Origin of the sequence: Gordonia liuliyuniae, from assembly GCF_021739025.1 — a bacterium.
Lineage (GTDB): Bacteria > Actinomycetota > Actinomycetes > Mycobacteriales > Mycobacteriaceae > Gordonia > Gordonia liuliyuniae.
In genome coordinates this window covers 79,390-103,770 of the sequence record NZ_JAKKOT010000008.1, presented here as the reverse complement: position 1 = coordinate 103,770, position 24,381 = coordinate 79,390, and the positions used below count along the sequence as shown (strand labels likewise).

The 24,381-nt window shown below is 67.7% G+C and carries 29 protein-coding genes and 1 pseudogene; 8 read left to right on the top strand and 22 right to left on the bottom strand.

Features of this window, described 5'->3' with window-relative positions; genetic code table 11:
* Nucleotides 1–168 precede the first annotated feature (168 nt).
* The 5 genes from L5G28_RS17780 to menE are packed head-to-tail and all read left to right on the top strand — an operon-like array spanning nucleotide 169 to nucleotide 3,525.
* A complete protein-coding gene (locus L5G28_RS17780) occupies nucleotides 169–1,395 on the top strand; it encodes an inorganic phosphate transporter (RefSeq protein ID WP_237002690.1) in 1,227 nt (408 codons plus the stop codon).
* A gap of 29 nt (nucleotides 1,396–1,424) precedes the next feature.
* On the top strand, nucleotides 1,425–1,700 hold the full coding sequence (locus L5G28_RS17775; protein WP_236998909.1) for a hypothetical protein: 276 nt from the start codon (nucleotides 1,425–1,427) through the stop codon (nucleotides 1,698–1,700).
* Between the two features lie 24 nt (nucleotides 1,701–1,724).
* Nucleotides 1,725–2,036: a DUF3349 domain-containing protein gene (locus tag L5G28_RS17770; RefSeq protein WP_236998908.1), complete on the top strand. Its 312-nt coding sequence runs from the start codon at nucleotides 1,725–1,727 to the stop codon at nucleotides 2,034–2,036.
* Between the two features lie 11 nt (nucleotides 2,037–2,047).
* A complete protein-coding gene (locus tag L5G28_RS17765; RefSeq protein WP_237002689.1) occupies nucleotides 2,048–2,368 on the top strand; it encodes a DUF3349 domain-containing protein in 321 nt (106 codons plus the stop codon).
* 38 nt (nucleotides 2,369–2,406) lie between these two features.
* Nucleotides 2,407–3,525: an o-succinylbenzoate--CoA ligase gene (menE, locus tag L5G28_RS17760; RefSeq protein ID WP_237002688.1), complete on the top strand. Its 1,119-nt coding sequence runs from the start codon at nucleotides 2,407–2,409 to the stop codon at nucleotides 3,523–3,525.
* Here the strand turns inward: menE and L5G28_RS17755 are convergent, their stop codons facing one another.
* Nucleotides 3,526–4,923, bottom strand: coding sequence for a PE-PPE domain-containing protein (locus L5G28_RS17755; protein ID WP_237002687.1), 1,398 nt, complete (start codon nucleotides 4,921–4,923; stop codon nucleotides 3,526–3,528).
* Between the two features lie 140 nt (nucleotides 4,924–5,063).
* Here L5G28_RS17755 and L5G28_RS17750 point away from each other — a divergent pair, with 140 nt between their 5' ends.
* A complete protein-coding gene (locus tag L5G28_RS17750) occupies nucleotides 5,064–5,933 on the top strand; it encodes a 1,4-dihydroxy-2-naphthoate polyprenyltransferase (protein WP_237002686.1) in 870 nt (289 codons plus the stop codon).
* A gap of 34 nt (nucleotides 5,934–5,967) precedes the next feature.
* Here the strand turns inward: L5G28_RS17750 and L5G28_RS17745 are convergent, their stop codons facing one another.
* The 7 genes and pseudogenes from L5G28_RS17745 to L5G28_RS17720 form a co-directional block, all read right to left on the bottom strand.
* Nucleotides 5,968–6,747, bottom strand: coding sequence for a Clp protease N-terminal domain-containing protein (locus L5G28_RS17745; protein WP_237002685.1), 780 nt, complete (start codon nucleotides 6,745–6,747; stop codon nucleotides 5,968–5,970).
* Nucleotides 6,740–7,006, bottom strand: a complete 267-nt coding sequence (locus tag L5G28_RS17740; protein WP_237002684.1) for a helix-turn-helix domain-containing protein — start codon at nucleotides 7,004–7,006, stop codon at nucleotides 6,740–6,742. The genes L5G28_RS17745 and L5G28_RS17740 overlap by 8 nt, the downstream gene beginning before the upstream one ends.
* 64 nt (nucleotides 7,007–7,070) lie before the next feature.
* A complete protein-coding gene (locus L5G28_RS19355) occupies nucleotides 7,071–7,199 on the bottom strand; it encodes a hypothetical protein (RefSeq protein WP_265744556.1) in 129 nt (42 codons plus the stop codon).
* A 4-nt stretch (nucleotides 7,200–7,203) separates the two neighbouring features.
* Nucleotides 7,204–7,608: a hypothetical protein gene (locus tag L5G28_RS17735; RefSeq protein WP_237002683.1), complete on the bottom strand. Its 405-nt coding sequence runs from the start codon at nucleotides 7,606–7,608 to the stop codon at nucleotides 7,204–7,206.
* Nucleotides 7,609–8,067 (bottom strand): annotated as a pseudogene (locus L5G28_RS17730) (ABC transporter ATP-binding protein); the annotation flags it as partial.
* Nucleotides 8,068–8,213: 146 nt separating this feature from the next.
* The gene (gene cds1 / locus L5G28_RS17725; protein WP_308191994.1) at nucleotides 8,214–9,323 is read right to left on the bottom strand and encodes an L-cysteine desulfhydrase Cds1; all 1,110 of its coding nucleotides are present in this window, start codon (nucleotides 9,321–9,323) and stop codon (nucleotides 8,214–8,216) included.
* On the bottom strand, nucleotides 9,323–9,652 hold the full coding sequence (locus tag L5G28_RS17720; protein ID WP_236998901.1) for a DUF4229 domain-containing protein: 330 nt from the start codon (nucleotides 9,650–9,652) through the stop codon (nucleotides 9,323–9,325). Before L5G28_RS17720 ends, cds1 begins: the two co-directional genes overlap by 1 nt.
* A 247-nt stretch (nucleotides 9,653–9,899) precedes the next feature.
* Here L5G28_RS17720 and L5G28_RS17715 point away from each other — a divergent pair, with 247 nt between their 5' ends.
* Both L5G28_RS17715 and L5G28_RS17710 read left to right on the top strand, forming a co-directional pair.
* Nucleotides 9,900–10,127, top strand: a complete 228-nt coding sequence (locus tag L5G28_RS17715) for a BldC family transcriptional regulator (RefSeq protein WP_308191581.1) — start codon at nucleotides 9,900–9,902, stop codon at nucleotides 10,125–10,127.
* Nucleotides 10,128–10,224: 97 nt separating this feature from the next.
* On the top strand, nucleotides 10,225–10,389 hold the full coding sequence (locus tag L5G28_RS17710; RefSeq protein ID WP_236998900.1) for a hypothetical protein: 165 nt from the start codon (nucleotides 10,225–10,227) through the stop codon (nucleotides 10,387–10,389).
* A gap of 32 nt (nucleotides 10,390–10,421) precedes the next feature.
* On the opposite strand, the gene ccsB is transcribed toward L5G28_RS17710, so the two are convergent.
* From ccsB to L5G28_RS17640, 14 genes are all read right to left on the bottom strand, one after another.
* Entirely contained in the window at nucleotides 10,422–11,426 is a 1,005-nt protein-coding gene (ccsB, locus tag L5G28_RS17705) for a c-type cytochrome biogenesis protein CcsB (protein ID WP_237002682.1), read from the bottom strand.
* A 28-nt stretch (nucleotides 11,427–11,454) separates the two neighbouring features.
* Nucleotides 11,455–13,089, bottom strand: a complete 1,635-nt coding sequence (resB, locus tag L5G28_RS17700) for a cytochrome c biogenesis protein ResB (protein WP_237002681.1) — start codon at nucleotides 13,087–13,089, stop codon at nucleotides 11,455–11,457.
* The gene (locus L5G28_RS17695) at nucleotides 13,086–13,895 is read right to left on the bottom strand and encodes a cytochrome c biogenesis CcdA family protein (protein WP_237002680.1); all 810 of its coding nucleotides are present in this window, start codon (nucleotides 13,893–13,895) and stop codon (nucleotides 13,086–13,088) included. The genes resB and L5G28_RS17695 overlap by 4 nt, the downstream gene beginning before the upstream one ends.
* Nucleotides 13,892–14,554, bottom strand: coding sequence for a TlpA family protein disulfide reductase (locus L5G28_RS17690; RefSeq protein ID WP_237002679.1), 663 nt, complete (start codon nucleotides 14,552–14,554; stop codon nucleotides 13,892–13,894). Before L5G28_RS17690 ends, L5G28_RS17695 begins: the two co-directional genes overlap by 4 nt.
* 5 nt (nucleotides 14,555–14,559) lie before the next feature.
* Nucleotides 14,560–15,186: a histidine phosphatase family protein gene (locus L5G28_RS17685; protein ID WP_237002678.1), complete on the bottom strand. Its 627-nt coding sequence runs from the start codon at nucleotides 15,184–15,186 to the stop codon at nucleotides 14,560–14,562.
* A complete protein-coding gene (hemL, locus tag L5G28_RS17680) occupies nucleotides 15,183–16,529 on the bottom strand; it encodes a glutamate-1-semialdehyde 2,1-aminomutase (RefSeq protein ID WP_237002677.1) in 1,347 nt (448 codons plus the stop codon). The genes L5G28_RS17685 and hemL overlap by 4 nt, the downstream gene beginning before the upstream one ends.
* A 60-nt stretch (nucleotides 16,530–16,589) precedes the next feature.
* Nucleotides 16,590–17,486: an SGNH/GDSL hydrolase family protein gene (locus L5G28_RS17675; RefSeq protein ID WP_237002676.1), complete on the bottom strand. Its 897-nt coding sequence runs from the start codon at nucleotides 17,484–17,486 to the stop codon at nucleotides 16,590–16,592.
* A complete protein-coding gene (gene mce1N / locus L5G28_RS17670) occupies nucleotides 17,479–18,141 on the bottom strand; it encodes a transport-regulating membrane protein Mce1N (RefSeq protein ID WP_237002675.1) in 663 nt (220 codons plus the stop codon). Before mce1N ends, L5G28_RS17675 begins: the two co-directional genes overlap by 8 nt.
* Entirely contained in the window at nucleotides 18,138–18,647 is a 510-nt protein-coding gene (locus L5G28_RS17665) for a hypothetical protein (RefSeq protein ID WP_237002674.1), read from the bottom strand. The genes mce1N and L5G28_RS17665 overlap by 4 nt, the downstream gene beginning before the upstream one ends.
* Nucleotides 18,644–19,213 (bottom strand): hypothetical protein, encoded by a 570-nt coding sequence (locus tag L5G28_RS17660; RefSeq protein WP_236998890.1) that lies wholly within the window; start codon nucleotides 19,211–19,213, stop codon nucleotides 18,644–18,646. The genes L5G28_RS17665 and L5G28_RS17660 overlap by 4 nt, the downstream gene beginning before the upstream one ends.
* An 18-nt stretch (nucleotides 19,214–19,231) precedes the next feature.
* Nucleotides 19,232–20,227 (bottom strand): porphobilinogen synthase, encoded by a 996-nt coding sequence (gene hemB / locus L5G28_RS17655; protein WP_237002673.1) that lies wholly within the window; start codon nucleotides 20,225–20,227, stop codon nucleotides 19,232–19,234.
* 13 nt (nucleotides 20,228–20,240) lie between these two features.
* Nucleotides 20,241–21,860, bottom strand: coding sequence for a bifunctional uroporphyrinogen-III C-methyltransferase/uroporphyrinogen-III synthase (locus L5G28_RS17650; protein WP_237002672.1), 1,620 nt, complete (start codon nucleotides 21,858–21,860; stop codon nucleotides 20,241–20,243).
* Nucleotides 21,861–21,975: 115 nt separating this feature from the next.
* Nucleotides 21,976–22,926 carry a hydroxymethylbilane synthase gene (gene hemC / locus L5G28_RS17645; protein ID WP_237002671.1) on the bottom strand — a complete coding sequence of 317 codons (951 nt, stop codon included), beginning with the start codon at nucleotides 22,924–22,926 and terminating at the stop codon, nucleotides 21,976–21,978.
* Nucleotides 22,927–22,981: 55 nt separating this feature from the next.
* Nucleotides 22,982–24,340, bottom strand: a complete 1,359-nt coding sequence (locus tag L5G28_RS17640) for a glutamyl-tRNA reductase (protein ID WP_237002670.1) — start codon at nucleotides 24,338–24,340, stop codon at nucleotides 22,982–22,984.
* Nucleotides 24,341–24,381: the final 41 nt, after the last annotated feature.

Here is a 24,381-nt window from a genome sequence, read left to right as displayed (position 1 = left end):
GTCCCCCCGATGGAAATCCACTGAGGACCCGCTCGGTGACGCGCGTCGGTCGCCCCGGTGAACATTGCATGAATAGGCCGGGATCCACGGTAAACACACTGTTCACGGCAACTTTCTCGGCAAATCCCGAGTTGACGAGCCATATGGTTCGAGCCGCATAGTAGTGCCATGACCGCAGAGATGATCATTCTTGTGCTGTTGATCGTCACAGCCCTGGGCTTCGACTTCACCAATGGTTTTCACGACACCGGCAACGCCATGGCGACATCCATCGCCACGGGCGCACTCAAGCCCAAGGTAGCCGTCGGACTCTCCGCGATCTTGAACCTCGTCGGCGCATTCCTCTCGGTCGAGGTCGCCGCCACCATCACGAAGGACGTTCTGAAGATTCAGAACACGTCGGGTGAGGGCGCGGGAACGCTCGTCGAAGGCCTCGACGCGAACAAGGCTTTGATCATCATCTTCGCCGGCCTGATCGGCGCCATCCTGTGGAACCTCTTCACCTGGTTGTTCGGCCTACCGTCGAGTTCCTCGCACGCACTGTTCGGCGGACTGATCGGCTCCGGGCTCGCCGCCATCGGAACCACCGGCATCAACTGGCACGGCATCCTCGGCAAGATCATCGTGCCAGCGCTGTTCGCGCCGGTCATCGCCTGCGTCGTCGCCGCGGTCGGCACACTCCTGATCTACGCGATCACCAACGGCATGTCCGAACTCAAGAAGGAACGCGGCTTCCGCCGAGGCCAGATCGCATCGGCGTCGCTGGTCTCCCTCGCACACGGCACCGGTGATGCACAGAAGACGATGGGCGTCATCGCCCTCGCCCTGATCGCCACCGGCCACCTCGACGCCGCGTCGGTCGCCCACGGACTCCCGTTCTGGGTCGTCTTCGCGTGTGCCGGCGCGATCGCCTTGGGCACCTGGCTCGGCGGCTGGCGCATCATCCGCACGCTCGGCAAGGGACTCGTCGAGATCAAGGCACCCCAGGGAATGGCCGCCGAGGCATCGTCCGCCGCGATCATCCTCACGTCGTCGGTCGCAGGCATGGCCCTGTCGACCACGCACGTGGCGACCGGCTCGATCCTCGGCAGCGGGCTCGGCAAGAAGGGCGCCGAAGTCCGCTGGGGCGTCGCAGGCCGCATGGCCATCGCCTGGGTCACCACGCTCCCAGCCGCCGCGATCGTCGGCGCGCTCTGCTTCTGGCTCGCACACCTGATCGGCGGCGCTCCAGGCGCGATCGTCATCTTCGCGATCCTCGCCGCTCTGTCGGGCTACATGTACTGGCGTGCACAGCAGCAGAAGATCGACGCCAGCAACGTCAACGCCGAGTGGGACGCCGAGGCCGAGACTCCCGTCCCGACCTCGGGCGACCCGACGACCTCCACTCAGGCTTGAGTCTCCGGCTCCTCGAAAGGTAGATCGCAATGGACATCGTCGAATCGCTCATGAAGGTCTTGGCCGTCGGCCTACTCCTCGGCGCCGGAATCCCCTCTCTGTTCGCACTCGGCATGCGTGCGGAGGCCGCGGGCGACGGCGAACTCGAGACGAGCACCCGCAAGACTCCCGCCCTGAAGTACCTCGGGTTCGTCCTGGTCGGACTCGCGGCGCTGATCATCGCCGTCGGGATTCTCTGGGTCACCCGTCAGACGCTCCTCTACTACTTCGATCTGCGGATCTTCCCTGACTTCGCTTACAAGTGATCTGAAAGGATCTCCCGAACCACCATGGCTCCTTCACTGTTCGAGAACGTGATCACCTGGATTCGTGCCGGGTATCCTGAGGGCGTGCCCGCCGCGGACTATCCTCCGCTATTCGCCCTGCTGACTCCGGTGTTGACCGAGTCGGAGATCACCGACATCGTCCTCAAACTCGCAGTCGAATACGGCACCGAGAACCCGGCGACGCCCGAACGGATCCGGGACGCGATCCACGCCGTCACTGAGCAGGCGCCGTCCGTTGAAGAACAGCGTCAAGTCGCCTCGCGTCTCGCGGCCGCAGGGTGGCCGTTGGCGCTCAAAGTCTCCACGACCGACTAGGTCGGCCCGCCGTGGACCGCCCGTCGCTGCTCACCACGATCCGCTCCTGGCTCCGTGCCGGGTACCCGCAGGGCGTCCCGCAGAGCGATTACGTTCCGCTGCTGGCGTTGCTGCGCCGTCAACTCAGCGACGACGAGGTCGCGCAGGTCGCCAGCGGTCTGCTGCCCGCCCAACCGGTTGACTCGGTCGAGATCGCCGTCGAGATCACTAAAGTGACTGACGAACTACCCCGAGACGAAGACGTCCAGCGGGTCCGTGATCGTCTGGCAGAGCACAGTTGGCCGTTCGACGGCGACCCGTTCGGGCCATCTACCCCGAAGGACGAATCCTGAGACTGCTCCGACCGCTGGTCCTTCCACCGAATCTCGCCGTGCGCGACGCCCGGCGAGATCTGTCGGCTCTCCTGTCCGGTGACGCCGCGTACCTGCCGCTTCCCGACGTCGGGTCCGCCGCGTCTGACCTCATGTCGGTGCATCTCGGTGTCGGCGAAGAGATCGACGACCGTGTCGCGCTCGTCGTGTCGACGTCCGGGACGACCGGAGTGCCGAAGGGGGCCATGCACACCCGCGACACGCTGCGCGCGTCGGCGGACGCGACCGCCGAGGCACTCGGCGGTCCGGGCGCGTGGCTGTTGGCGTTGCCGCCGCACCACATCGCGGGCCTGCAGGTGATGCTGCGCTCTCTCGCTGCCGGGCACGAGCCCGTGGTCGTCGATCTGTCGTCCGGATTCGACCCCACCGTCCTACGGTCCGCGGTAGACGCGCTCGACGGACCGCGCCGATACACCTCGCTCGTCCCAGTCCAGTTACGCAAAGCACTCGAGTCCCCGACCGCCACCGCAGCGCTCGCCGAACTCGACGGCGTTCTCGTCGGCGGAGCGGCGACCCCCGCCGCACTGCAACGGCAGGCGGTCGAGGCGGGCCTGACGATCGTCCGGACATACGGGATGAGCGAGACCGCGGGTGGATGCGTGTATGACGGCATCCCGCTGCGGGGCGTCGAGATCCGGATCGACGACGCCGATTCCGACGGGGTCGGCCGCGTGATCCTGGGCGGTGCGACAGTCGCCCTCGGCTACCGGAATCTACTCGACCATCCGGCGTTCGCCGAGCCCGGCTGGTTCCGGACGGACGACCTCGGCGTCGTCGACGACGGGACGTTGCGGATCGTCGGCCGTGCGGACGAGGCGATCTCCACCGGGGGACTCACAGTGATCCCACAAGTCGTCGAAGCGGTGATCGACGAGCTTCCGACGGTCGCCGACTGCGCGGTGGTCGGGCTCGGTGACGAACGGCTCGGTGAGCGCGTGGTCGCCGCCGTCGTGCCCGCACCGGGCGGGCCGGAGCCGACCCTCGCCGAGATCCGCGACATCGTCGCCGAACGGCTGGATCGGTACGCCGCCCCCCGCGAACTGTTCGTGCTCGACACCCTGCCGAGCCGTGGCCCCGGCAAGGTGGACCGCAGACGGTTGCGGGAACTGCTCAGCTGATCACGCCGCGTCGTCCTCAGGCGCATCGTCGGCGGCCGTCGGCGCCTCCGGCTGTTCCCCCGTCGTCCCGGAATCCGTCGTCCCCGAATCCGTCGTCCCGGAATCCGTCGCGTCCGTCGCAGTCGTGGGCCCTGTCGCCGCGGGCCCCGTCGTTTCGGGTGCCGTCGTTTCGGGTGCTGTCGTTGCTGGCCCTGTCGTTTCAGGTGCCGTCGGGGCCGGTTCAGGGGCCTGGGCCTCGGGGTCGGCCGGCGCGGGATCGCTGTCCGGTGCCGCATGGCGCGGCACGTACGCGCCTGCACCAGTGGTCACCACGTCGGGAGCCTGGACGTGGTCGCCGTTGCCGTCGACCAACCGGTGCCTGCCCGCGGGCTGATCGGTGACGACCTTCACGCCGGGAGCGGCGGTCTCCGGGGAGATCTCCTGCAGCGGGTAGAACAACTCCGCCTGGCGGTCCCACTCCTCGAGTTGTTCTTCGTCGACGTCGAAGCCCAGGGCATCGGCGATCATCCAGTTGACGAGCGCCAGCGGATGGTAGGTGTCGTACACCTCATAGGTCGTGTTCCCGTCGGCACTGTAGAGCGTCTTCTCCAGTGTCAATCCGTCGAGGTTCGCGTATGAGTACGGCCCGGTGCCCGCGTGGATGGTGATGAATCCGGCGAGGTCGACCAGGAGCGAGGAGACGGGGCGCAGGGGGTTCCACTGCCAGTCGGCGACCGGGTCGCCCTTGACGATCACTTGCACTACCTGGGCGTCGCCGGTGTCCGCCGGGTCGCGCGCGCCGTCGCTCTCCGCTCCGACGAGCGCCATGACCGGCGCCGAGAACGGAATCTTCGCCAACCCCGCTTTGAGGCCCCACGGGCCACGGGGGTCGGAGACGAGCAGAATCAACGTGTTCTCACCGAGCAGTCCGGGTTCGGCCCGTTCGGCTGCGTTCCCGAGCGCGTCGGCGCCCTGCGAGTAGCCGGTATAGACCACCACGTAGGGGGCGCCTGCGAGTGCGCGCATCATCTCAAGGTTCGCGCTTACGGCGACCTCTTTGGATTCGTCATAGGTGGGCGCGAACAACGGCAGCAGCGAATCGGATTTGCCCGACGCCAGCGGCCAGATCGATTCCGGGTACTTGATGATCCGGTTCTCACGGTCACCGACCAGGCCAGCCGTCCGCTCTGCCAGGCCCGTGTCGTCAGTCCCCGGCGTGACGACGACGAAGGCGGACCCCAACCGGCCGGCGTCCACCCAGGTGCCAAGCACATCGTCGAACTCGGCAGGTCGAGGTCCCAGGTCTGCATACTGATCGAGAGCCGCGTCGGTCGGATCGACGCCCCATGCGGGCGCGCCGATCCCCGTGACCATGAGTCCGGCGAGGGTGGTAGCCGCGACTTTCCCCTTGAGCTTCACCATCCGATGTAAGCAGTCCGCGACTCCTGTCGGACAGCGTCCGTTCGGAGGATTCCTGAGAGGTTGCTGATACTGCGAGTCGCGTAATCGGAGGCCCCCGGCCAGGCGAGCGATCGGTCGACGGTGACATGCTCTAGGGCGTGGCTACCGTCAATGAATGGATTCAAGGCGCCCGACCTCGGACGCTGCCGAACGCTGTCTCACCCGTCGTCGTCGGAGTCGGGGCCGCCGCCCATCTCGGCGAGGCGACCTGGTGGAAGGCCGTGTTGGCATTGGTCGTCGCACTCGCGTTGATCATCGGCGTCAACTTCGCCAACGACTACTCGGACGGGGTCCGCGGCACCGATGACGATCGGGTCGGACCGATGCGCCTGGTCGGATCGAAGGCCGCTCGCCCCGGCGCGGTCAAAGCCGCGGCGTTCATCTGTTTCGGCATCGCTGCGGCGGCGGGCCTGGCGGTCGCGATCACGACCGCCTACTGGCTCATCGCGGTCGGCGTCGTGTGCATCGCGGGCGCGTGGTTCTACACGGGCGGTAAGAAGCCGTACGGCTACCTCGGGTTCGGCGAGATAGCCGTGTTCGTGTTCTTCGGTCTCGTCGCCGTCCTGGGCACCCAGTACGTGACGTGCGGCCGCATCGACTGGATCGGCGGGGTGTGCGCGGTGGCCGTCGGCTCGTTCTCCAGCGCGGTGCTCGTCGTGAACAATCTGCGCGACATTCCCACCGACCGGGAGTCTGGGAAGATCACGCTCGCCGTCCGGCTCGGCGAGAACGGCACCCGCGGCCTGTTCGCCTTCTTAATCACGCTGCCGTTCGTGATGACCATCGTGCTCACGCCGGTAACGACGTTCGCGCTGGCCGGTCTGCTCGCCGCGCCGCTCGCCATCGCCGCGGCCCGTCCCGTCCTCGCGGGCGACCGGGGCCGCGATCTGGTCCCGTCCCTCGCGACGACCGGCCAGGCGATGCTCATGTGGGCCGTCATGACGGGATTCGCGCTCGGACTGACGTGACCGCACAGATCCGGCCATAGGACCGGATCTGCGGTCAGACGGCGGCGGGCTCCAGCATCGCTTCGACGTTGGCGCGCAGCGTGGCGCGGTCGGTCACGGCCTCGATGACCGTGCGCGAGGCGTCGTCGTCCGCGTCGAGAATGCCGAGCATCAGGTGCGCGACGCCGATCCGGTCGTCACCGCGCGTGCGCGCCAGCATGACGGCCGAGCGCAACGAGTCGCGTACCGGGCCGTTCATGCGCGCCCGGCCGCGTCCGCGAGGTCCGCGGCGACCACGACCACCATCCCACGGGCCTTCGGGATCCCAGCCGGGGCCGCTGAAACCCGGACCGAATCCTGGACCGAACCCTGGCGCGTCGGCCGGCCAACCGAATCCGGGGCCGCGGCCACGACCGTGCGGCCCGCGACCGTGACGTTCACCGCAGTCGCCACCTCGACCGCGGCCCCGACCCCGGCCCGAGCGTTCGCCCCAGCCGTCGGCGAGGTCATCGCCGAACTTCGACTGGACGGCCTCACGGACGCGATTGAGGTCGATCCCGATGCTGCGGAGTGCTTCTTTGTCTTCTTCATAGCGGCCGTCGGCGTCGGGTGTCGACGGCTCGTCGTTGTCTTCGTGATGCTCGGCGACGACCTTTCGGGCGCCGTCGAGTGTGAAACCCAGTTCGCCGAGCACGCCGAAGATCGGGCTTCGGGCGTTGCAGAGCATGCCGAGGATCAGGTGGTCGTTGCCTAGCGTGGAGTGGCCGAGGTCCCGGGCCTCCTGCGTGGCGAACATGAACAGTGTGCGGTCTTCCCGCGAGAAACGGTCAAACATCGTTGCCGTCCTTTCCGGCCGCCGAAGCGGCTTCTCGTTGTGAGTGCTTCTGGTGCACGGCCTGACGGCTGACCTGGAGTACGTCTGCGATCGCCTGCCAGCTCCACCCTTTGGCGCGAGCCGACGAGACGTGGACGTCTTCGAGACGGTCCGCGAGGGTTCGGAGCGCCCGGACCGTTCCGAGCCCTACGCCCGGGTCGTCACTGGCCGCTGTTCCCGCGACGGTCGCCGCGTCTGTCGTCGTTTCATCGTCGTGCATCTTGTCAGGTTAAGTTGACATCCAGCACGTTGTCAATATTTATTGACGATAAGGTTTCGGCGGCTTACTCCGACGCCACGGACTCGCTGATGTTCAACCGCGCCGCCCGGATCGCGGGGACGAGCGCACCGACCAGGCACAGCATCGCGGACACGCCGACGTACCAGGCCGACGACCAGAGCGGCGAGTACACGATGTCAATGGCCGTCGTCGACGGCGTCGCGCAACTGGGGCGACAACGACGACGCCCGATAGTCCGAACCGATGAGGACGGTCGGCTCGCCGTCGATGTTCACCGTTCCGCGGATCACCGGGACGACGCTCTTCGCCTGCGGAATCTCCCGGCGGAGCTCACCTGCGAGGTCGGCGTCGACGCCCGAGTCGGCGATCGCCGCGACTTCGATCGTCGCGTCGCCGGAGATCGCCGCGGTGAAATCGTGCACCGACGCGGTCAACGAGCCGTACACCGACAGGACCGCGACGAGAAGCGCCGACGAGACCAGGACGACGAGCAGCGACGTGATCACGCGCAGCTTGTGGGTCGCCAGGTCGCGCAACCCGATGACCCGGACTCGCGTGATGCCCGCCGACACGGCGCGCACTTACCGGTCCGTCCCGCCGAAAACCCTGCCGTCTCGGACCGTCACCACCCGATCGCAGACGTCGGCCGCGCCGCGATCGTGGGTGACCATCAGCACCAACCGGTCCGCCCCTTCGTGGGCGACGTCGGAGAGGAGCGCGAGCACGTCTGCACCGGTCTGCGAGTCGAGATTGCCGGTCGGCTCGTCGGCGAGAACGATCTTCGGATCCATGATGAGCGACCGCGCGATCGCCACCCGTTGCATCTGTCCGCCGGACATCTCCGACGGACGGTGGTTGATCCGGTCACCGAGCCCGACGCGCTCCATGAGTTCGACAGCGCGTGGTCTCGCCTTCGCCAGCGACTTAGAGTCCAGCAGCTTCGGCAGCGCGACATTCTCCCACGCCGACAGGGTCGGGACGAGATTGAAGAACTGGAAGATGAATCCGACGCGGTGACGCCGAAAGTCGGAGGCCGTCGAGCGCCCGCACGGTCTCGCCGCCCATCCGATATTCACGCACCAGGTCGGTGGCCTCGACTGTCGACACGCGCGCCCCTCAAGTTCGTGAACGTTGGCACTCGAACCGTTCGTGGGGACCGGTTCGAGTGCCAACGTTACGAGATTCGCTATTCGCGCCAGCTCCCGGTCGCGAAGTACTCGTCGAGAACGGCTGTCGGCGGGCCCAGTTCGAGTCCCTGCTGCGCAACCCAGGCATCGTTGAAGTAGGTGTGATCGTAGCGGTCGCCGCTGTCGCACAGCAGGGTGACGACGCTGCCCGCTCGCCCGTGCCGGACCATCTCGGCGAGCAGGACACACGCACCCCAGAAGTTGGTGCCCGTCGACCCGCCGACACGGCGGCCGAGCCGGTTCGACAGGAACCGGGCGGCGGCGACCGACGCGGCATCGGGTACACCGATCATCGCGTCGATCACCTGCGAGACGAACGACGGCTCCACTCGCGGTCGGCCGATCCCCTCGATGCGCGATGCCCCCGTCGACACGATGCTTCCGTCCCCCGCCTCGTACGCGGGCAGGAAGACCGAGTTCTCGACGTCGACCACGGCGAGGCGGGTGTCGTGCTGCTGGTAGCGGAGGTAGCGGCCGAACGTCGCGGACGTGCCACCGGTGCCCGCCCCGACGACGATCCACTCCGGTACCGGGTGCGGCTCGCCGGCCATCTGCGCGAAGACCGATTCGGCGATGTTGTTGTTGCCGCGCCAGTCGGTGGCGCGTTCGGCCATCGTGAACTGGTCGATGAAGTGTCCGCCGAGCTCATGCTCGAGTCGTTGGGCCACCGTGTAGATCTCGGTCGGCGAGTCGACGAAGTGGCACATGCCACCCTGCGCCTCGATCAGCTCGGTCTTGCGCGGCGACGTGCCCTTCACCATGACGGCGACGAACGGGACCCCGATCAACTTCGCGAAATACGCCTCCGACACGGCCGTCGACCCCGACGACGCTTCGATCACCGTGGTTCCGGGCGCGATCCACCCGTTGCACAGCGCATACAGGAACAGTGAACGGGCGAGGCGATGCTTCAGTGAGCCCGTCGGATGCGTCGACTCGTCTTTCAGATACAGGTCGACGCCCCCGGCGGGCGTCCGGGACCAGTCCGGCAGATCGACCTTCAACAGATGCGTGTCGGCGCTGCGCAGCCCGTCGGCTTCGATCCGGCGGACGGCGTCGGCGGTCCACGACCGGTCGCTCACCCGCTCGACGACCCGCGTGGCGCTCACTACTCGTCGCCTCGCAACCGCGAGGCGATGTCGTCTCGGCGCGCGCTCCGTTCGGCGTCGACCCGCGCGATCTGATCGTTGACGCGCAGTCGTAGCGATTTGAACAGGACCATTCCGAGCGGGAGCGCGATCAGCACACCGAAGACGGCGGCCACGACCAGCGGGACGTCGACGCTGACCGCCTTGGCGACGTAGAAGATCACCGCCGCGATCGCGACGACGAGCACCAGCCGAGCCGCCGTGTACAGAAGGACTGCGACGACGAGGGTCCCCATGGTGGCGGGCGCTTCGTCGTTCGCCGGTGTGGTCACGGCACGGTCTTCACTCATGGGTTCCAGGATACGTGCCTGCGCATCCTTCTTTTCCACCCCCGCGACCGCACCCCGAGACGCCGTCGCCGACGATCGCTAGGGTCTTTCGTCCCCCACCTAACGGACATTACGGTCTCTTTACTTACACCTGACTGTTCGAGCAACCACCGCAAGTGCGTGTACAGATGGAACTGTCCGGGCGATCGGCAGAAACCGGCCGGTCGGCGTCAATGGAACTACAACCACCCACAGGAGGTCTCAACCAATGACCGCAATCGCCGAGAACGACGAGCAGACGACCAGCGGCATGATCACGCCCGCGCTGGCGACACAGCACAACCTCACCCCGGGACAGGTCGCGGCGATGTTCAACGTCAATCCGAAGACCGTCGCACGGTGGGCGTCGTCGGGCGTCCTCAAGTCGATCCGCACGCCAGGCGGCCACCGTCGTTTCCGTGAGGCCGACGTCGTAGCGCTCCTCAACCGTTCCTGACAGGCCGCTCCTCGCCACGAGGACGCCCTCGAACGACATGACGGCCACCTCCCCTGAGAGTTCACGTAACGTGGACTCTCAGGAGGTGGCCGTTGCCATGGGATTTCTATTAGCAGCAGTCCTGATCTGCGCGATCGCATTCATCGGGTGGCGCCTGATCGGGTTGCGGCAGCCGCCGACCGAACACCCGGTCCCCGACCGGCGCCGCGGGGCAGCCCCCAAGGGCCCGGACGACGATCCGGACTTCCTCAACAGCCTCTGACGTCCGCGCCCCTCAACGACCGAGCTGCGACGTCACAGTCCTGCGTAGGAGTGCAGACCCGACACGACGAGGTTGATCGCGAAGAGGTTGAACAGCAAAGCCACGAACCCCGCGACATTGATCCATGCGGCGGCGTTGCGCCAGCCGGCGGTCGCGCGCGCATGCAGGTAGGCGGCGTAGATGACCCACGCGATGAATGAGACGGTCTCCTTCGGATCCCAGCCCCAGAAACGGCCCCACGCCGACTCTGCCCAGATCGCTCCGCAGATGACGCCGAGGCCGAACAGCGGGAAGCCGATGACCACGCACTTGTAGGCGAGCCGGTCGAGCGACTCCAGCGACGGAAGGTGGCCGAGCAGACGCCCGAGCCCCCCGGAGAAGCCGCTCGCGGTCTCGTCCGCTTTCACGTTCCACCGCTGCTTCACCAGGAACAGGATGCTGGCGACGCCCGATACGAGCAGCACGCCGGACGAGATCGAGATGATCGAGACGTGGATCGCGAGCCAGTACGACTTCAGCGCGGGAACGACGGGCGCGGGCACCGTGTACAAGAACTTTCCCGCGATGAACATGAGCAGGATGACCGGGATCAGCACGAAGCTGAGCAGTGGCCGATGCTCACGGCGACGCAGCACGACGACGCCCGCCGCGACGCACGCGATGCACGTGAGCGAGATGAACTCGTACATGTTGCCCCACGGCGCGCGGTCGGTCGCGACACCGCGCAGCACGATCGACGTGAGGTGCGCGGCGAGGCCGACCCAGACGACCGGGTACGCCATGGAGCCGAGACGTTCACCAGCGCCGCGACGTGGCGCGGGGCCTGCGACGCGGCCGGGCACACGGTCGTCCGCGGAGACGCTCGCCCCGGCGCCGACGAGTTCACGTGCCTGTGTCTTCTCGATCTTGGCGAACCGAGCCGACGCCAGCGACGCGAGGAACAGGATCATCGCGATCGCGTACACGGTGACCGCGGTCGCGTAGAACCAGTCGGAGTACTGGCCGAGCGTCTCGTTGACGTACGACGTCTCTTCCATCAGTGATCCTTCTTCTCGATCTCGCGCATCACAGCTTGGCGCGCTTGTCGGCGACGGTCAGCAGACCGTGCGCCTGGTCTTCGAAGCCTTCGCCCCAGCCCGCCTGATCGGTTCGGGCCAGTCCGGCAACCTCTACTACAGTACGTCGGACTTCGCTGTTGTCACTAGCTGAGTCGCCCTTGGCCGGCACGAGTCGCACCCAGATGCGACGTCGCCTGATCATCAGCGAGACCACCAGGCCTAACACCATGGCGACGGCGGACACCAGCACCCAGGTCTGCGCCGGGTCGTGTGAGACCTGCACCGACACCCAGCGCTGGTAGCCGTCGAACGAGACGCGGGTCCCGTCCTCGAGGACGACGTCCTTCCCGACCTCGAGGTTGACCGACGCCTTCTGGACGAGGCGGCCTTGGTCGACGAGCTTCTGGTCGAGCGAGTAGACGTTCTGCGGAGTGCCGGAGTCGATGCCCGTATCGCCTTCGTAGACGCGGATGGCTGTCGTCGGTCTGTTGACGACCGGCGACTGCGAGTCGAGCAGTCCACCGTGCCCGAACACCGGGTCAGGCGCGAACAGACCTTGAATCGCGATCTGGTTCTTCCGACGGTCGTCGGGGTTCGGGTACATGCCTGCGGGCGTCTCGAATCGGATCGCTCCCTCGGACAGCATCGTCTGCGTCGACTGCGGCAGGAACGGTGCGGTCTGGGTGCGCTTCTCCCCGTTCGGGAAGGTGACGGTGAACGTCGGCGCGAAACCGTTGCCCAGCACGTAGACACGGTCGCCTGCGATCCGGAGCGGCTTGTTCACCTGGACCGAGGTGGTCGGCCAGGTGTCCGGCGCCGACGTCACATCGGTCGTGTAGGCGACCTTGGCGTCGTACATGTCGGGCTGCCCGTTGGGCAGGAACGTCGCGGAGAAGTCGTCGACGCGGAAGCAGAACGGTGCGAGGCCCGTGCCGTCGACGAGTGCGCCGGACCGGAACGTGTCGTAGACCGCGGTCGAGGTGTTGCACAAGACTTGTTCGCCGTCGGCGACGAGAGTGCGGGAGCCCTCGTAACCGAGCATCTTGCCCGTCGCGATCGCGACGAGGAGCGCGAGCAGCGCGAAGTGGAACACGAGGTTGCCGAGTTCGCGGAGGTACCCCTTCTCGGCGGACACTTCGACTGCGCCGTCCGGGTATCGTTCGGACGATTCGACGACGCGGACGGTCTTGCGCCATCCCCGCAGGTTTCCGGTGACCGTCTCGGCGACTGCCGCCGGTTCGCCGTCGACGGTCTCGGTGATGTGACGCGGCAGCCGGCCCAGGTTGCGGGGCGCGGCGACCGGCGGCGTCCGCAACGCCTTGTAGTGCTCCCAGATCCGTGGCGTGAGGCAGCCGACGAGCGAGATGAACAGCAGCAGGTAGATCGCGGTGAACCAACTCGACGAGAACACGTCGAACAGTTGGACGCGATCCATCCACTCGCCGAGCGTGCCCTTGTCAGCGATGTATTCGAGCGTCTTCTGCTCGTTGAGGTCGCGCTGCGGCAGCAGTGCCCCGGGGATCGCAGCGAGGGCGAGCAGAAAGAGCAATGCCAGCGCTGTACGCATCGAGGTGAGCCCACGCCACGTCTTGCGCAGCGGGACGACGACGAAGCGCTGAACGGGGCTCTGGGACGAGCTCATATCGGCAACTCCACATCGTTCATCATGTTGAATCGGAACCAGTCGACGACCTCGTTCCACGTACCGGTGACCAGTAGTACGCCGACCGCGATGAGCGCGACGCCGCCGAAGATCTGGATGGCGCGCGCGTGTCGTCGGATGAATCCGAGGCTCCGCACCGCCCAGGCCGACGAGGCGGCGAGGATCAGGAACGGGATGCCCAGCCCGAGACAGTACGCCGTCACCAAGAGTGCGCCGCGCCACGCCGACGCCCCCTCGGTCGCCATCGAGACGCTCAGGACTGCGCCGAGCGTCGCGCTGCTACACGGGATCCACCCGACGGCGAACACCGCGCCGAGCACGGGCGCGCCGATCACATTGGAGTAGCGCCGGGGCGCCATCCGGCGATCGCGCTGCAGGAACGGGATCATGCCGAGGAACACCAATCCCATCACGATGGTGAGGACGCCACCGATCCGCTGCATCAGTTCGAGCCGATCGGTGTCCAGGAACACGGAGGTGACACCGAAGATCGCGGCCGTGGCGAGGACGTACACGACAGTGAAACCGAGGACGAACAGGCCTGCGGCCCCGACCACCCGCCACCGTCCGCTCTTGCGGTTCTCGTCGGCCGAGACGGCAGGCGCCTCGGCGCCGACGAGCCCGGCCAGATACGAGAGGTAGCCGGGTACGAGGGGGACCACGCACGGCGACGCGAACGACACGAAACCGGTGATCACGCATGCGCCGAGCGCGAGCAGCAGCGGCCCCGAAACGACTGTCGACGCGAACGAGTCACCGACGTCCGCCAGGTTCACCTGGGTCATCGGTGCGACTTCGACCCAGATTGCTCGTTCGACCCAGATTGCTCATTGGGCCCAGACTGCTCATTGGGTCCAGACTGCTCGTTCGCGACGTCGAGCACGGCCTGTGTCAGTTCTTCTTCGGTGATCGCCTTGAGGAACACCTTCGCCGGACGGTGCTGGCGGTCCAGGACAACGGTGGTCGGGACCGCGCCGACGGGCACCCCGAGGGCGGCGAGCGACGCGCCGCCGTAGTCGTACATGGACCGGTAGCTCACTTTGTTGTCGCTGAAGAAGTCCTTGGCGTTCGACTTGCTGTCACGGAAGTCGATGCCGAGGAACGTGACGCCCTTGTCCTTGGTCTTCTGGTAGGTGGCTTCGAGTTCGGTGAACTCCTTGCGGCACGGCGCGCACCAGGACGCCCACACGTTGACGACGACGACTTGGTCGGCAAACTCGTCGAGGTCGATGGTCTCGTCGGTCAACAGGTCCGGCGCGCTCACGTCGCCTGCGGCTTTGCGGTCGCTCGGTGGATACGAGAGGACGAGTTTGCCGTCGGGCGAGACGAACTGGTTGGTCTGGTTCTGTGCGACGGCGTCGTCCCCGGTGCTGCACGCGGTGAGGACCCCGAGCGAGGTGACCGCTGCAAGAGCAGCGGCCAGCACGCGGTGTGAACGTCGCATCGTGGTCACGCTCCGGTGAGGCGCGGGTCGGAGGCGCCTGCGGGCTCGGTGTAGACGATGTCGACGAGTTCGTCGTCGTCGTAGACGAGGCTGGTCAGCGATGCGAGCGAACACTGCCGTATCCGCGGGTCGTGCCACAGGCGACGGCCTTCGAGGAATCGGCGCAGCGTGTACACGGGCAGCTGGTGGCTGACGCACACCGCCTCGTGGCCGCGGGCGGCGTCGCGCGCCTCGTTCGCCGATGCGAGCATGCGGTGCGCGATGTTGATGTACGGCTCGCCCCACGACGGGGTGAACGGATTGCGCAGCTTGGGCCAGTGCCGAGGCTGGCGGAGCGCACCGTCGCCGACGGCCACGCGGAGGCCCTCGAACTGGTTGCCCGCCTCGATCAGGTTGCCGATGGTTCCGATCGACAGTTCGTGCGCGGCGGCGATCGGGGCGGCCGTCTCCTGTGCGCGTTGGAGCGGCGATGCGAACACGTGCGTGATGTCGTGGTCGGCGAGTGCGTCGGCGACGCGCTCCGCCTGCTCGCGTCCGTTGTCGGCGAGCCGGAAACCGGGGAGTCGCCCGTACAGGATGCCTTCGGGGTTGTGGACCTCCCCGTGGCGCAGCATGTGAACGATCGTCTTCATCGGTCTCCCTCTCCGGGTGCGGGCGCGGCCGCCGCGGCTGCTGCGGCTGCCGGCAGTGCGTCGGCGATTCTCGAGAACGCGTCGTCGTCCAGCGCGGCGGACACGAACCAGGCTTCGAACGCGCTCGGCGGAGCGTAGACGCCGCGTTCGAGCAGCGCATGGAAGAACGGCGCGAACCGCCAGGTGGCGGACGCTTTGACGCTCGCGTAGTCGGTGAGCGGCTCGGCGGCGTCGGTGAACGCGAAGCTCACCAGGTTGCCTGCCTTCTGCACGCGGTGAGCGACGGACGCGTCGGTGAGCGCGTCGCTGACGAGCGTCGCGAGCCGGTCCGCGTTGGCGTCGAGCCGCTCGTAGACGTCGGCGGTGGCATTGCGCAGGGTCGCGAGACCGGATGCGACGGCGACCGGGTTCCCCGACAGCGTGCCCGCCTGGTAGACGGGGCCGGTCGGCGCGAGATGCTCCATGATGTCGGCGCGACCGCCGAACGCTGCCGCGGGCAGACCGCCGCTCATCACCTTGCCGAACGTGTACAGGTCGCCTGCGACGCCGTCGACGCCGTAGTAGCCTGCGGGGCTCACCCGGAATCCGGTCATCACCTCGTCCATGATGAGCAACGCGCCGGACCGCGCAGTGATCTCGCGCAGGCCTTCGTTGAAGCCGGGCAGCGGAGCGACGGCACCCATGTTGCCCGGGGCGGCCTCGGTGATCACGGCGGCGATGTCGGCGCCGTGTTCGGCGAACACCGCTTCGACGGCCGTCAGATCGTTGTACGGCACCACCAGAGTGTCGTGGGCGGCGGCTCCGGTCACGCCGGGCGAGGTCGGGAGGCCGAGCGTCGCGACGCCCGACCCGGCGTCGGCGAGGAGCGCGTCGACGTGACCGTGATAACACCCGGAGAACTTCACGATCTTGCTGCGGCCGGTGAATCCGCGTGCGAGACGCACCGCGGACATCGTCGCCTCGGTGCCCGAGTTGACCAGTCGCACGCGGGCAACGGGGTCGACACGGTCGATGATCTCTTCGGCGAGTTCGATTTCGCCGACAGTCGGAGCGCCGAACGACAATCCGCCCGCAGCGGCTTTCTGCACGGCTTCGACGATCGCCGGGTGAGCGTGCCCGAGGATCATCGGCCCCCACGAACACACCAGGTCAACGTACTGATTTCCGTCGACATCGGTGAGCGTGCACCCGGCGGCCTCGGCGATGAACCGGGGGGTGCCGCCGACCGCCGAGAACGCGCGGACCGGCGAGTTGACCCCGCCTGGAACGGCGTGCGCGGCACGAGCGAACAGTTCGTCGCTCCGCGTGGTGTTCGGACCGGACGGGTTAGCTGAAACGGCCATGGGTTCCAGTGTCCCAAAACCTGCGCTCTCGACCCAATCGCCAAAGGTTCGTCTCAGGTTTCAGTGGTGTTCCAAGGCCTCGTCCACCGCGTCGGCGAGCGCCTGCTGGCCCGCATCGTTGGGATGCATCGTGATCCGTGCCGTCGTCCCGCTCATCGGTTCGATCCAGCGCACATTCACCTGCTGGCACGCGTCGTGTCCGGCCGAACGCGCAGACATGTCGACGAAAGTCGCGCCGGTGGCCGCCGCCGCCTTGGCGATCGCCGCGTTCAGGCGGGCCTGGACGCGGTGGACGTACGCGATGTCGCCGTCGGCGATCCGCACCGCCGGGCGGCACGACCGCTCCGCCGGCAGCAGTTGCGGATAGCCTGCGACGACGACGCGGGCCGACGGCGCACGGGCCGCGATGTCGTGCAGCGCCTGCTGCACCGCCGGCTCGATCTCGTCGTCCACCGCCCGGGCGGGAGCACCGTCGAGTTCGGCCCGGCACGGCGCTCCGGCCGGGTCCGAGGCAGCGACGCGGGAACAGTCTCCGATGAGTGTCGAGTACAGGGTGGCGTCGTTCCCGCCGAGCATGAGCGTCACGACGTCGGTGTCGGGGGTCACCGCGTCGAGTTGTGGCCCGACGCCCTCGTACTGGCCCTCGTACAGACTCTTCGTCCACGCGCCGGCACACGAGACGTCCGTCAGCCGGTACCCGCGGCGCGCGGCGACGAGTTGGCCAAAGTTCACCGACGACCGCTGACAGGTGAACTGCGAATCGGGCACCAGCGGCAGCGTTCCCGCGCCGGAGGCGAAACTGTCACCGAGATGGACCTGATGGAGTTCGGTGGCGTCCGCGGCCCCCGCGCCGGGCGCTGCGTCGTCGCGCTGCCAGACGACGACTGCGGCGAGTGCCACGATCACGACGGTGACGAGAGCGGCCGCGGCCAGCGCGACCGGTTTGCGGTCAGGCATCGCCTGCCGACGAGGCGCCCTCGGGTGGCGTTCCTTTGGGTGGCGTTCCTTTGGGTGGCAGCCCCATCTTGACCGCGAGGTGCGCTTCGGTGAGTTCGACGCGGAACCGGTCGACGTCGCGGGCCCAGGCCTGCGCGAGTCGGCCGTTCGTCAGCTTCACACCTACGCCTTTGCGGCGGCGCGGCACCGCGTGCAGCTCACCGAGTGCGGGTGCGCTCTCCCAGTCCTGCGCCTCGGGTCCGGTGTTCTCCGGGTACACCTTCGCGATGTCGTCGAGGTCGGTGACGCGAGTGCCCTGGCGCAGCGTGCAGTCGGTGAGGCGCACCGAGACGTGTCGGCGTGCCGCGATCACCTGCATGATTGAGAAACCGATGAGGATCACGCCGAAGATCGTGAGCACCTCCCAGTGGATGCGGCCGCCGCCCGCGATCTCCAACGCCAGTGTCAGCGCCAGCATCACGGGGCCGATCACGATGACCCACTTGCTGCCGCCCTCCTCGTAGAAGAGCTCCTCCCCTCGTTCGACGACCTCCGGAGCGCGCTCGGCAGGAGCGGCGACTTCGGAGTCCTCGGTCTCCGGAGTGTCGGCCCCGTCGGTGTCGGTCCCGTCGGTGTCGCCCCTGTCCGCAGGGTCGAACTCGTCGCGATCGCTCACTCGCCACCGTCCGCGTCATCGGACGACTTGCGTTCGCCTGCCGTCGGAGCGGGGACCTCCTCGGGCGATACCGGGGCGTTGAGTTTGCAGTTGAACCAGGCGTCCGATGCGGGCCGGTAGGCGAGCACTGATCCGGCGAGGCCGACCACGGCGACGGCGAGGACGATGGCCATCCCGGGACTCTGGAAGCCGATCGTCAACGGCAGGAGCAGCGCGACGATCACGCACGTCAGCGCCGACAGCGACGACCGCCACTGCAGCTCTCCTCGGTACGTCTTGGAGCCGAGCAGAAAGTAGGCGACGCCCACCAGCACGATGAGGACGCCGATCGCCAGCGGCCCGAACTCGAGCCCGACGCTCGCCGACTCCTCGATGATGGTCAGGACGCCAAGTGCGACGAGCAGCGCACCGGAGATCATCCACAGCCGCAGGGCCCACACGACGAGCGACGGCCGGTCGTTGGGGTCGGGCTTCGGCGCCCGCAGTCGGGACTTGAACTCGATCATCGTCGCAACCCGCCGTTCTGTCGATTACGGTCCCGCCACTGTGCCATGTCCCGGCAGTAGGCGGTGGTGTCCCGGTTCATCAACGCGACGAGGGCCCCGATGGCGGCGACGCCTCCGATGATCCCGAAGACCGTCGCCCACGCGGGTGCGGACACTCCGTCGTCGGAACTGTTGTCGGTGAACATGTAGAGCACGCTGAACACCAGCTGGACCGCGAGGAACGCGCTGAGCACTCCGAGCCCCTGACGGGCCCAGTTGCGTCCGTTCCAGAAGAACCACATGAACAGCAAGGCGATCGCGGTGAGAACCACGCAGACCAGCACCATCGACACCGCGGTCATCGCCGTCGCGGACACGGGCACTTCCTGCCCTTCCCGCTCGGCCATCTCGTCGAGGATCTTGCGCGACTGGTCCAGAACGACCGGATACTGCGCGATGGCGACGATCAGTTGGACGACGATCACCGCGCACCACATCTCGACGGCCAGCTTCACGCTGTCCGGTCGGGTCGGCACGTCCGACGTGCCGGATCCGGGTGCGCCGGGCATAGGGGCGGGGGCGGTCATGATTCCAGGGTAGAGGGTCTACCCAAGAAGACGCTCAGACAGGCGTCGTGCCACGTCGACCGCCGCATATGTCAGGATGATCGACGCTCCGGCGCGGGCGATCGACAGGACAGCCTCGTCGAACGCGGCGTCCGCGTCGATCCATCCGTTCGCTCCGGCTCCCGCGATCATCGAGTACTCGCCGCTGATCTGGTACGCGACCACGGGCGCATCCGTGCGGTCGGCGACGTCTCGGACGATGTCCAGATAGCTCATCGCCGGCTTGACCATCACCATGTCGGCGCCCTCGTCGAGGTCGGCCAACAGTTCGCGTGCGGACTCGAGTCGGTTCGCCGTGTCCTGCTGGTAGGTTCGCCGATCCCCTTGCAGGGACGACCCGACGGCTTCCCGGAACGGGCCGTAGAACGCCGACGCGTACTTGGCGGTGTACGCGAGGATCGACACATCGGCGAATCCGGCGTCGTCGAGGGCTGCGCGGATCGCACCGACCTGACCGTCCATCATCCCGCTCGGCGACACGACGTGTGCGCCTGCGCGCGCCTGCGCGAGCGCCATCGACTCGTAGCGCGGCAGCGTGGCATCGTTGTCGACCCGCCCCTGATCGTCGAGGACACCGCAGTGCCCGTGATCGGTAAACTCGTCGAGGCAGGTGTCGGCCATGAGGACGGTCGAATCGCCGAGATCGTCGCGAAGCAGGCGCAGTGCCCGATTGAGCACGCCGTCCGGATCGTCCGCCCCCGACCCGACCGCGTCCTTGTCCGCGTCCTCCGGGACGCCGAACAGCATCAGCCCACCGACTCCCGCCGCGACCGCTTCGCGGGCCGCGACGACGAGGGACTCGGCCGTGTGCTGCACGACGCCCGGCATGGACGTGATCGGGCGCGGACCGTCGATGCCGTCGGCGACGAACATCGGCAGCACCAGCTGGGCCGGGTGCAGTCGGGTCTCGGCGACGAGCCGACGCATCGCGGGCGTCGTCCGGAGACGACGCAGTCGGGTGAACGGTGCACTCATGCCGACCTCCCTGTCACGAACGCGAACGACGGGACTTCTTGCGCGGCGGGGGCAGGGCGCCCTCGGCCCGCAGCTGCGCCGCGTGGGCGGCGAGCACGTCCACCAGCTCCGGGACAGATGCGTTCTCCGGCTGCACGTCGACGCGCAGGCCGAACTCGACCGCCGTCTCCGCGGTCTTCGGTCCGATGCAGGCGACGATGGTGCGGGCGTGCGGCTTGCCCGCGATGCCGACGAGGTTGCGGACCGTCGAGCTGGAGGTGAAGCAGACCGCGTCGAAGCCACCGGTCTTGATCATCTCGCGGGTCTCGATGGGCGGCGGCGCGGCGCGCACCGTGCGGTAGGCGGTCACGTCGTCGATCTCCCAGCCGCGCTCACGAAGGCCTTCGGAGAGCGTCTCGGTCGCGATGTCGGCGCGCGGCAGCAGGATGCGATCCACCGGGTCGAAGACCTCGTCGTACGGCGGGAACTCGTCGAGCAGTCCGAGTGAGCTCTGTTCGCCGGTCGGCAGCAGTTCGGGGTTGACGCCGAACGAGCGAACCTTGGCCGCGGTGGCTTCGCCGACGCAGGCGATCTTGACGCCGGAGAACGCGCGGGCGTCGAGCCCGAACTCCTCGAACTTCTCCCAGACGGCGCGGACCGCGTTCGTCGAGGTGAACACGACCCACTGGTACCGCCCGTCGACGAGCCCCTTCACCGCGCGCTCCATCTGCGCGGGGCTGCGCGGCGGTTCGACGGCGATGGTCGGGACTTCGCGCGGGATCGCACCGTGCGATTCGAGCCGTTCGCTCATGTCAGCGGCCTGGTCCTTGGTGCGTGGCACCAGAATGGTCCAGCCGTACAGTGCGCGCGACTCCCACCACGAGAACTTGTTCCGCGAGGCGACGACCTTGCCGATCGTCAGGATCAGCGGCCCGGTCAGCGCACTGCCGAGATCGTTGACCGTGGCGAGCGTCGCCTCGATGGTGCGCTGCGCACACGTCGTCCCGTTCACGGTGATCGCGACGGGGGTCTGCGGCGCCAGCCCGTGCTCGGTGAGCGCGCTCGACAGTTCCGCGAGGTGTCCGGCGGTCGCGTTCAACACGAGGGGGCCGGGCGCGGCAGCCAGTGCCGCCCAGTCGACGTCCCCGCGGACGTCGGCCACGGTGTGACCCGATCCGATGGGCATGCCGGCGAAGCTCGGGACGACTGCGTCCGCGGGGATCCCCGGGAGCACCTCGAACGACACCGAGGTGCGCGCGACGGCGCTCATCTCGGCGAGCACTGCGTCGGCGCTCATCGGGTCGCCTGCGACGACCCGCACCACGTTGACGCCCGTCTTGGCTTCGGCCACGAGCATCTTCGCGACCTGTGCGGGTTCGCCGAGTGCGGGACGGATGACCTCGGGGGTCTCCTGCTCGTCGGCCTCGGCTGCTGCCTCGGCGGCCTTGCGGCCTGCGCGCGTCGGAACGGGTTCGGCCTTGGCGTGGGCCGAACCGATCAACGCCACGACACCGGACGGGACGTCCGGGTCGACGAAGGCCGATGTGGCGTTGACCAGAATGTTCTGCGCTCGCACAGTGAGCAGATCGGGGTTTCCCGGACCCGACCCGACGAACAGGATCCGGCCGGGTTTAGCATTCTTCGTACGGCTCATGCGTTCGCACTCTCCTGCCCCCGCCCAGGGGGCTGCAGTCCGTTCGGTGCTCCGCTCGTTGCCGTGAGCACCGACTTGTCCTCTTGCCGGAGTGCGTCGCCGCGCGAACGGTGCCCTACGCTTTGGGCACGTATTCGGCTGCGCCGAGCTCCAGCAGTTCGGCGGCGAGATCCTTGCCGAGTTGTGCGGCCCGCTCCACCGGACCCACCGCCGAAGCGCGGATCACGTCAGATCCGTCCTCGGCCGCCACCCCCGCGCGAAGCGAGAGTTCGGCGAAGATGCGTCCGTCGGAGTCGATCGACTCGACCACCTCGGCGATCGCACCGACGGGGGCCGTGCATCCGGCCTCGAGGGCCGCGAGCACCGCACGCTCGGCGTCGACCGCTGCGCGGGTGGACGGATCGTCCAACTCGGCGAGTATTCTCACCAGTTCGGCATCGTCAGAGAGACACTCGACGGCCAGGGCCCCCTGTGCCGGAGCGGGAAGCATGACCACGGGGTCAAGCGCTTCGGATACCTCATCGGCTCGACCGATGCGCACCAGTCCGGCTCGGGCGACCACTACCGCGTCCAGTTCCCCGTTCGCGACTCTGCCCAACCGAGAATCAAGGTTGCCTCGTAGGGGGCGAATTTCCAAACCGAGACCCTGTGCTCTAAGCTGTGCGGCCCTTCGCGGCGACGAGGTGCCGATCGTCGAGCCGGACGGAAGCTCGCCGAGGACCAGGCCACCCCTGCTGACCAGGGCGTCTCTGGGGTCGACGCGCTCGGGTACGGCGGCCATCGCCAGGTCGGGTTCGGGCGCGGTCGGCAGATCCTTGTATGAGTGAATCGCGACGTCGCACTCGCCGTCACGCAGTGCCAATCGGATCGCGGTGGTGAAGACGCCGACGCCGATCTGTGCGACCGGAGCCGTCGACGTGTCGCCGGCAGTGGTGATGATCACGAGTTCTGCGGGATGTCCGTTGGCGATCAGCCGGTCGGCGATCTGCTGCGCCTGTGTGGTCGCGAGCTTCGACCCTCGGGTGCCGATACGGATGGGGCGGTCGCTGGAAGCAGCAGTGGGCACGGTAGCCGTCCTGTCGTGTCGGTGGTGATGTCAGCGCGAGCAGCGCTGGAGTTGTTCAGTGCGAGTCGCGCTCGCCGGTCACCGGTATACCCGCTTCGGATGCCGAAACCGATTCCGTTGCGCCGGGCTTGAGTTCGAAGAGCTCACGGAGAGCCTCGGCGTAGTGGTCGCCGCGGCCGGTCGACGCGAGCTGTTTGACGCGCACGGTCGGCGCGTGCAGGAGTTTGTCGGCGACGCGGCGCACCGTCTTGGCCACTTCGTCGCGTTGCATCTCATCGAGGTCCGGCAGACGGGACTGGAGCCGGAGGATCTCGCCTTCGACGACGTCTGCGGCCTGCTGGCGCAGGGCCGCCACGGTCGGTGTCACAGCGGCCTGACGCTGCGCGGCCAGGTAGTCGGCGAGTTCTCCCGCGACGATCGAACGGGCGGCCACCGCGTCGTCCTGTGCGGCCTTGGTCTCCCGGTCACCGCGGAGGCCTTCGATATCGACGACGTACACACCGGGCAGTTGGACCACAGCGGGGTCGACGTCGCGCGGGATGCCGAGGTCGCAGATCATGAGCGGCGCCGGGTTGGTTCGCTGCTTGAGCGCCGAATGGACGGTCGCCACGTCGACCACCGCGCTGACCGATCCGGTACACGTCACGACGACGTCGGCGTCGGCCATCGCATCAGCGAGATCGTCGACGTCGGTGCCCGTCGCGGCGACACCGTACCGTTCGGCGACGGTGGCGGCCACTTCGACGGCCCGTTCCGACGTCCGGTTGACGACGGCGATCTGTTCGACGCCGTCGCCTGCGAGCTGGCTGGTCGACAAGGATCCCATGGCGCCCGCGCCGAAGACGACGGCGCGCCGCATCGGGCCGTGGTCCTCGGACACGTTCCGCAGAGTCGTAGCCCGGTGCAGCGCGACGGAAACCACCGACGCCCCAGCCCGGTCGATACCGGTCTCGTGGTGCACGCGCTTGCCGACGCGCAACGCCTGCTGCGCCAGTTCGTGCAGGGTGCGACCGGCCGACTTGTTCTGGTCCGCTTCGGTGTACGCGGAGCGGATCTGTCCGAGGATCTGCTGTTCGCCGACGACCATCGAGTCCAGGCCCGCGGCAACGGTGAACAGGTGCTCGACGGCGGCTTCGGAGTAGCGGACGTACGCGTGGCCGGTGAGTTCGGTGACGGTCATGCCGGTGTGGTCGCCGAACACGTCGCCGACCGCTTCCAACGCAGGGTGGAATGCTTCGACGACCGCGTACACCTCGACCCGGTTACAGGTGGAGACGAGCATCGCCTCGGACACCGCGGGAGACTGGACGAGCGCCTCGACGAGTTTGGGCCGGTCGGTCTCGGAGACGGTGAGTCGTTCGAGGACCGACACCGGGGCGCTCCGATGGGACACTCCGAACAACAAGACACTCACTGCATCGCCCGTTTCCCGCCCACCGAGCCGACAGCGCCCCT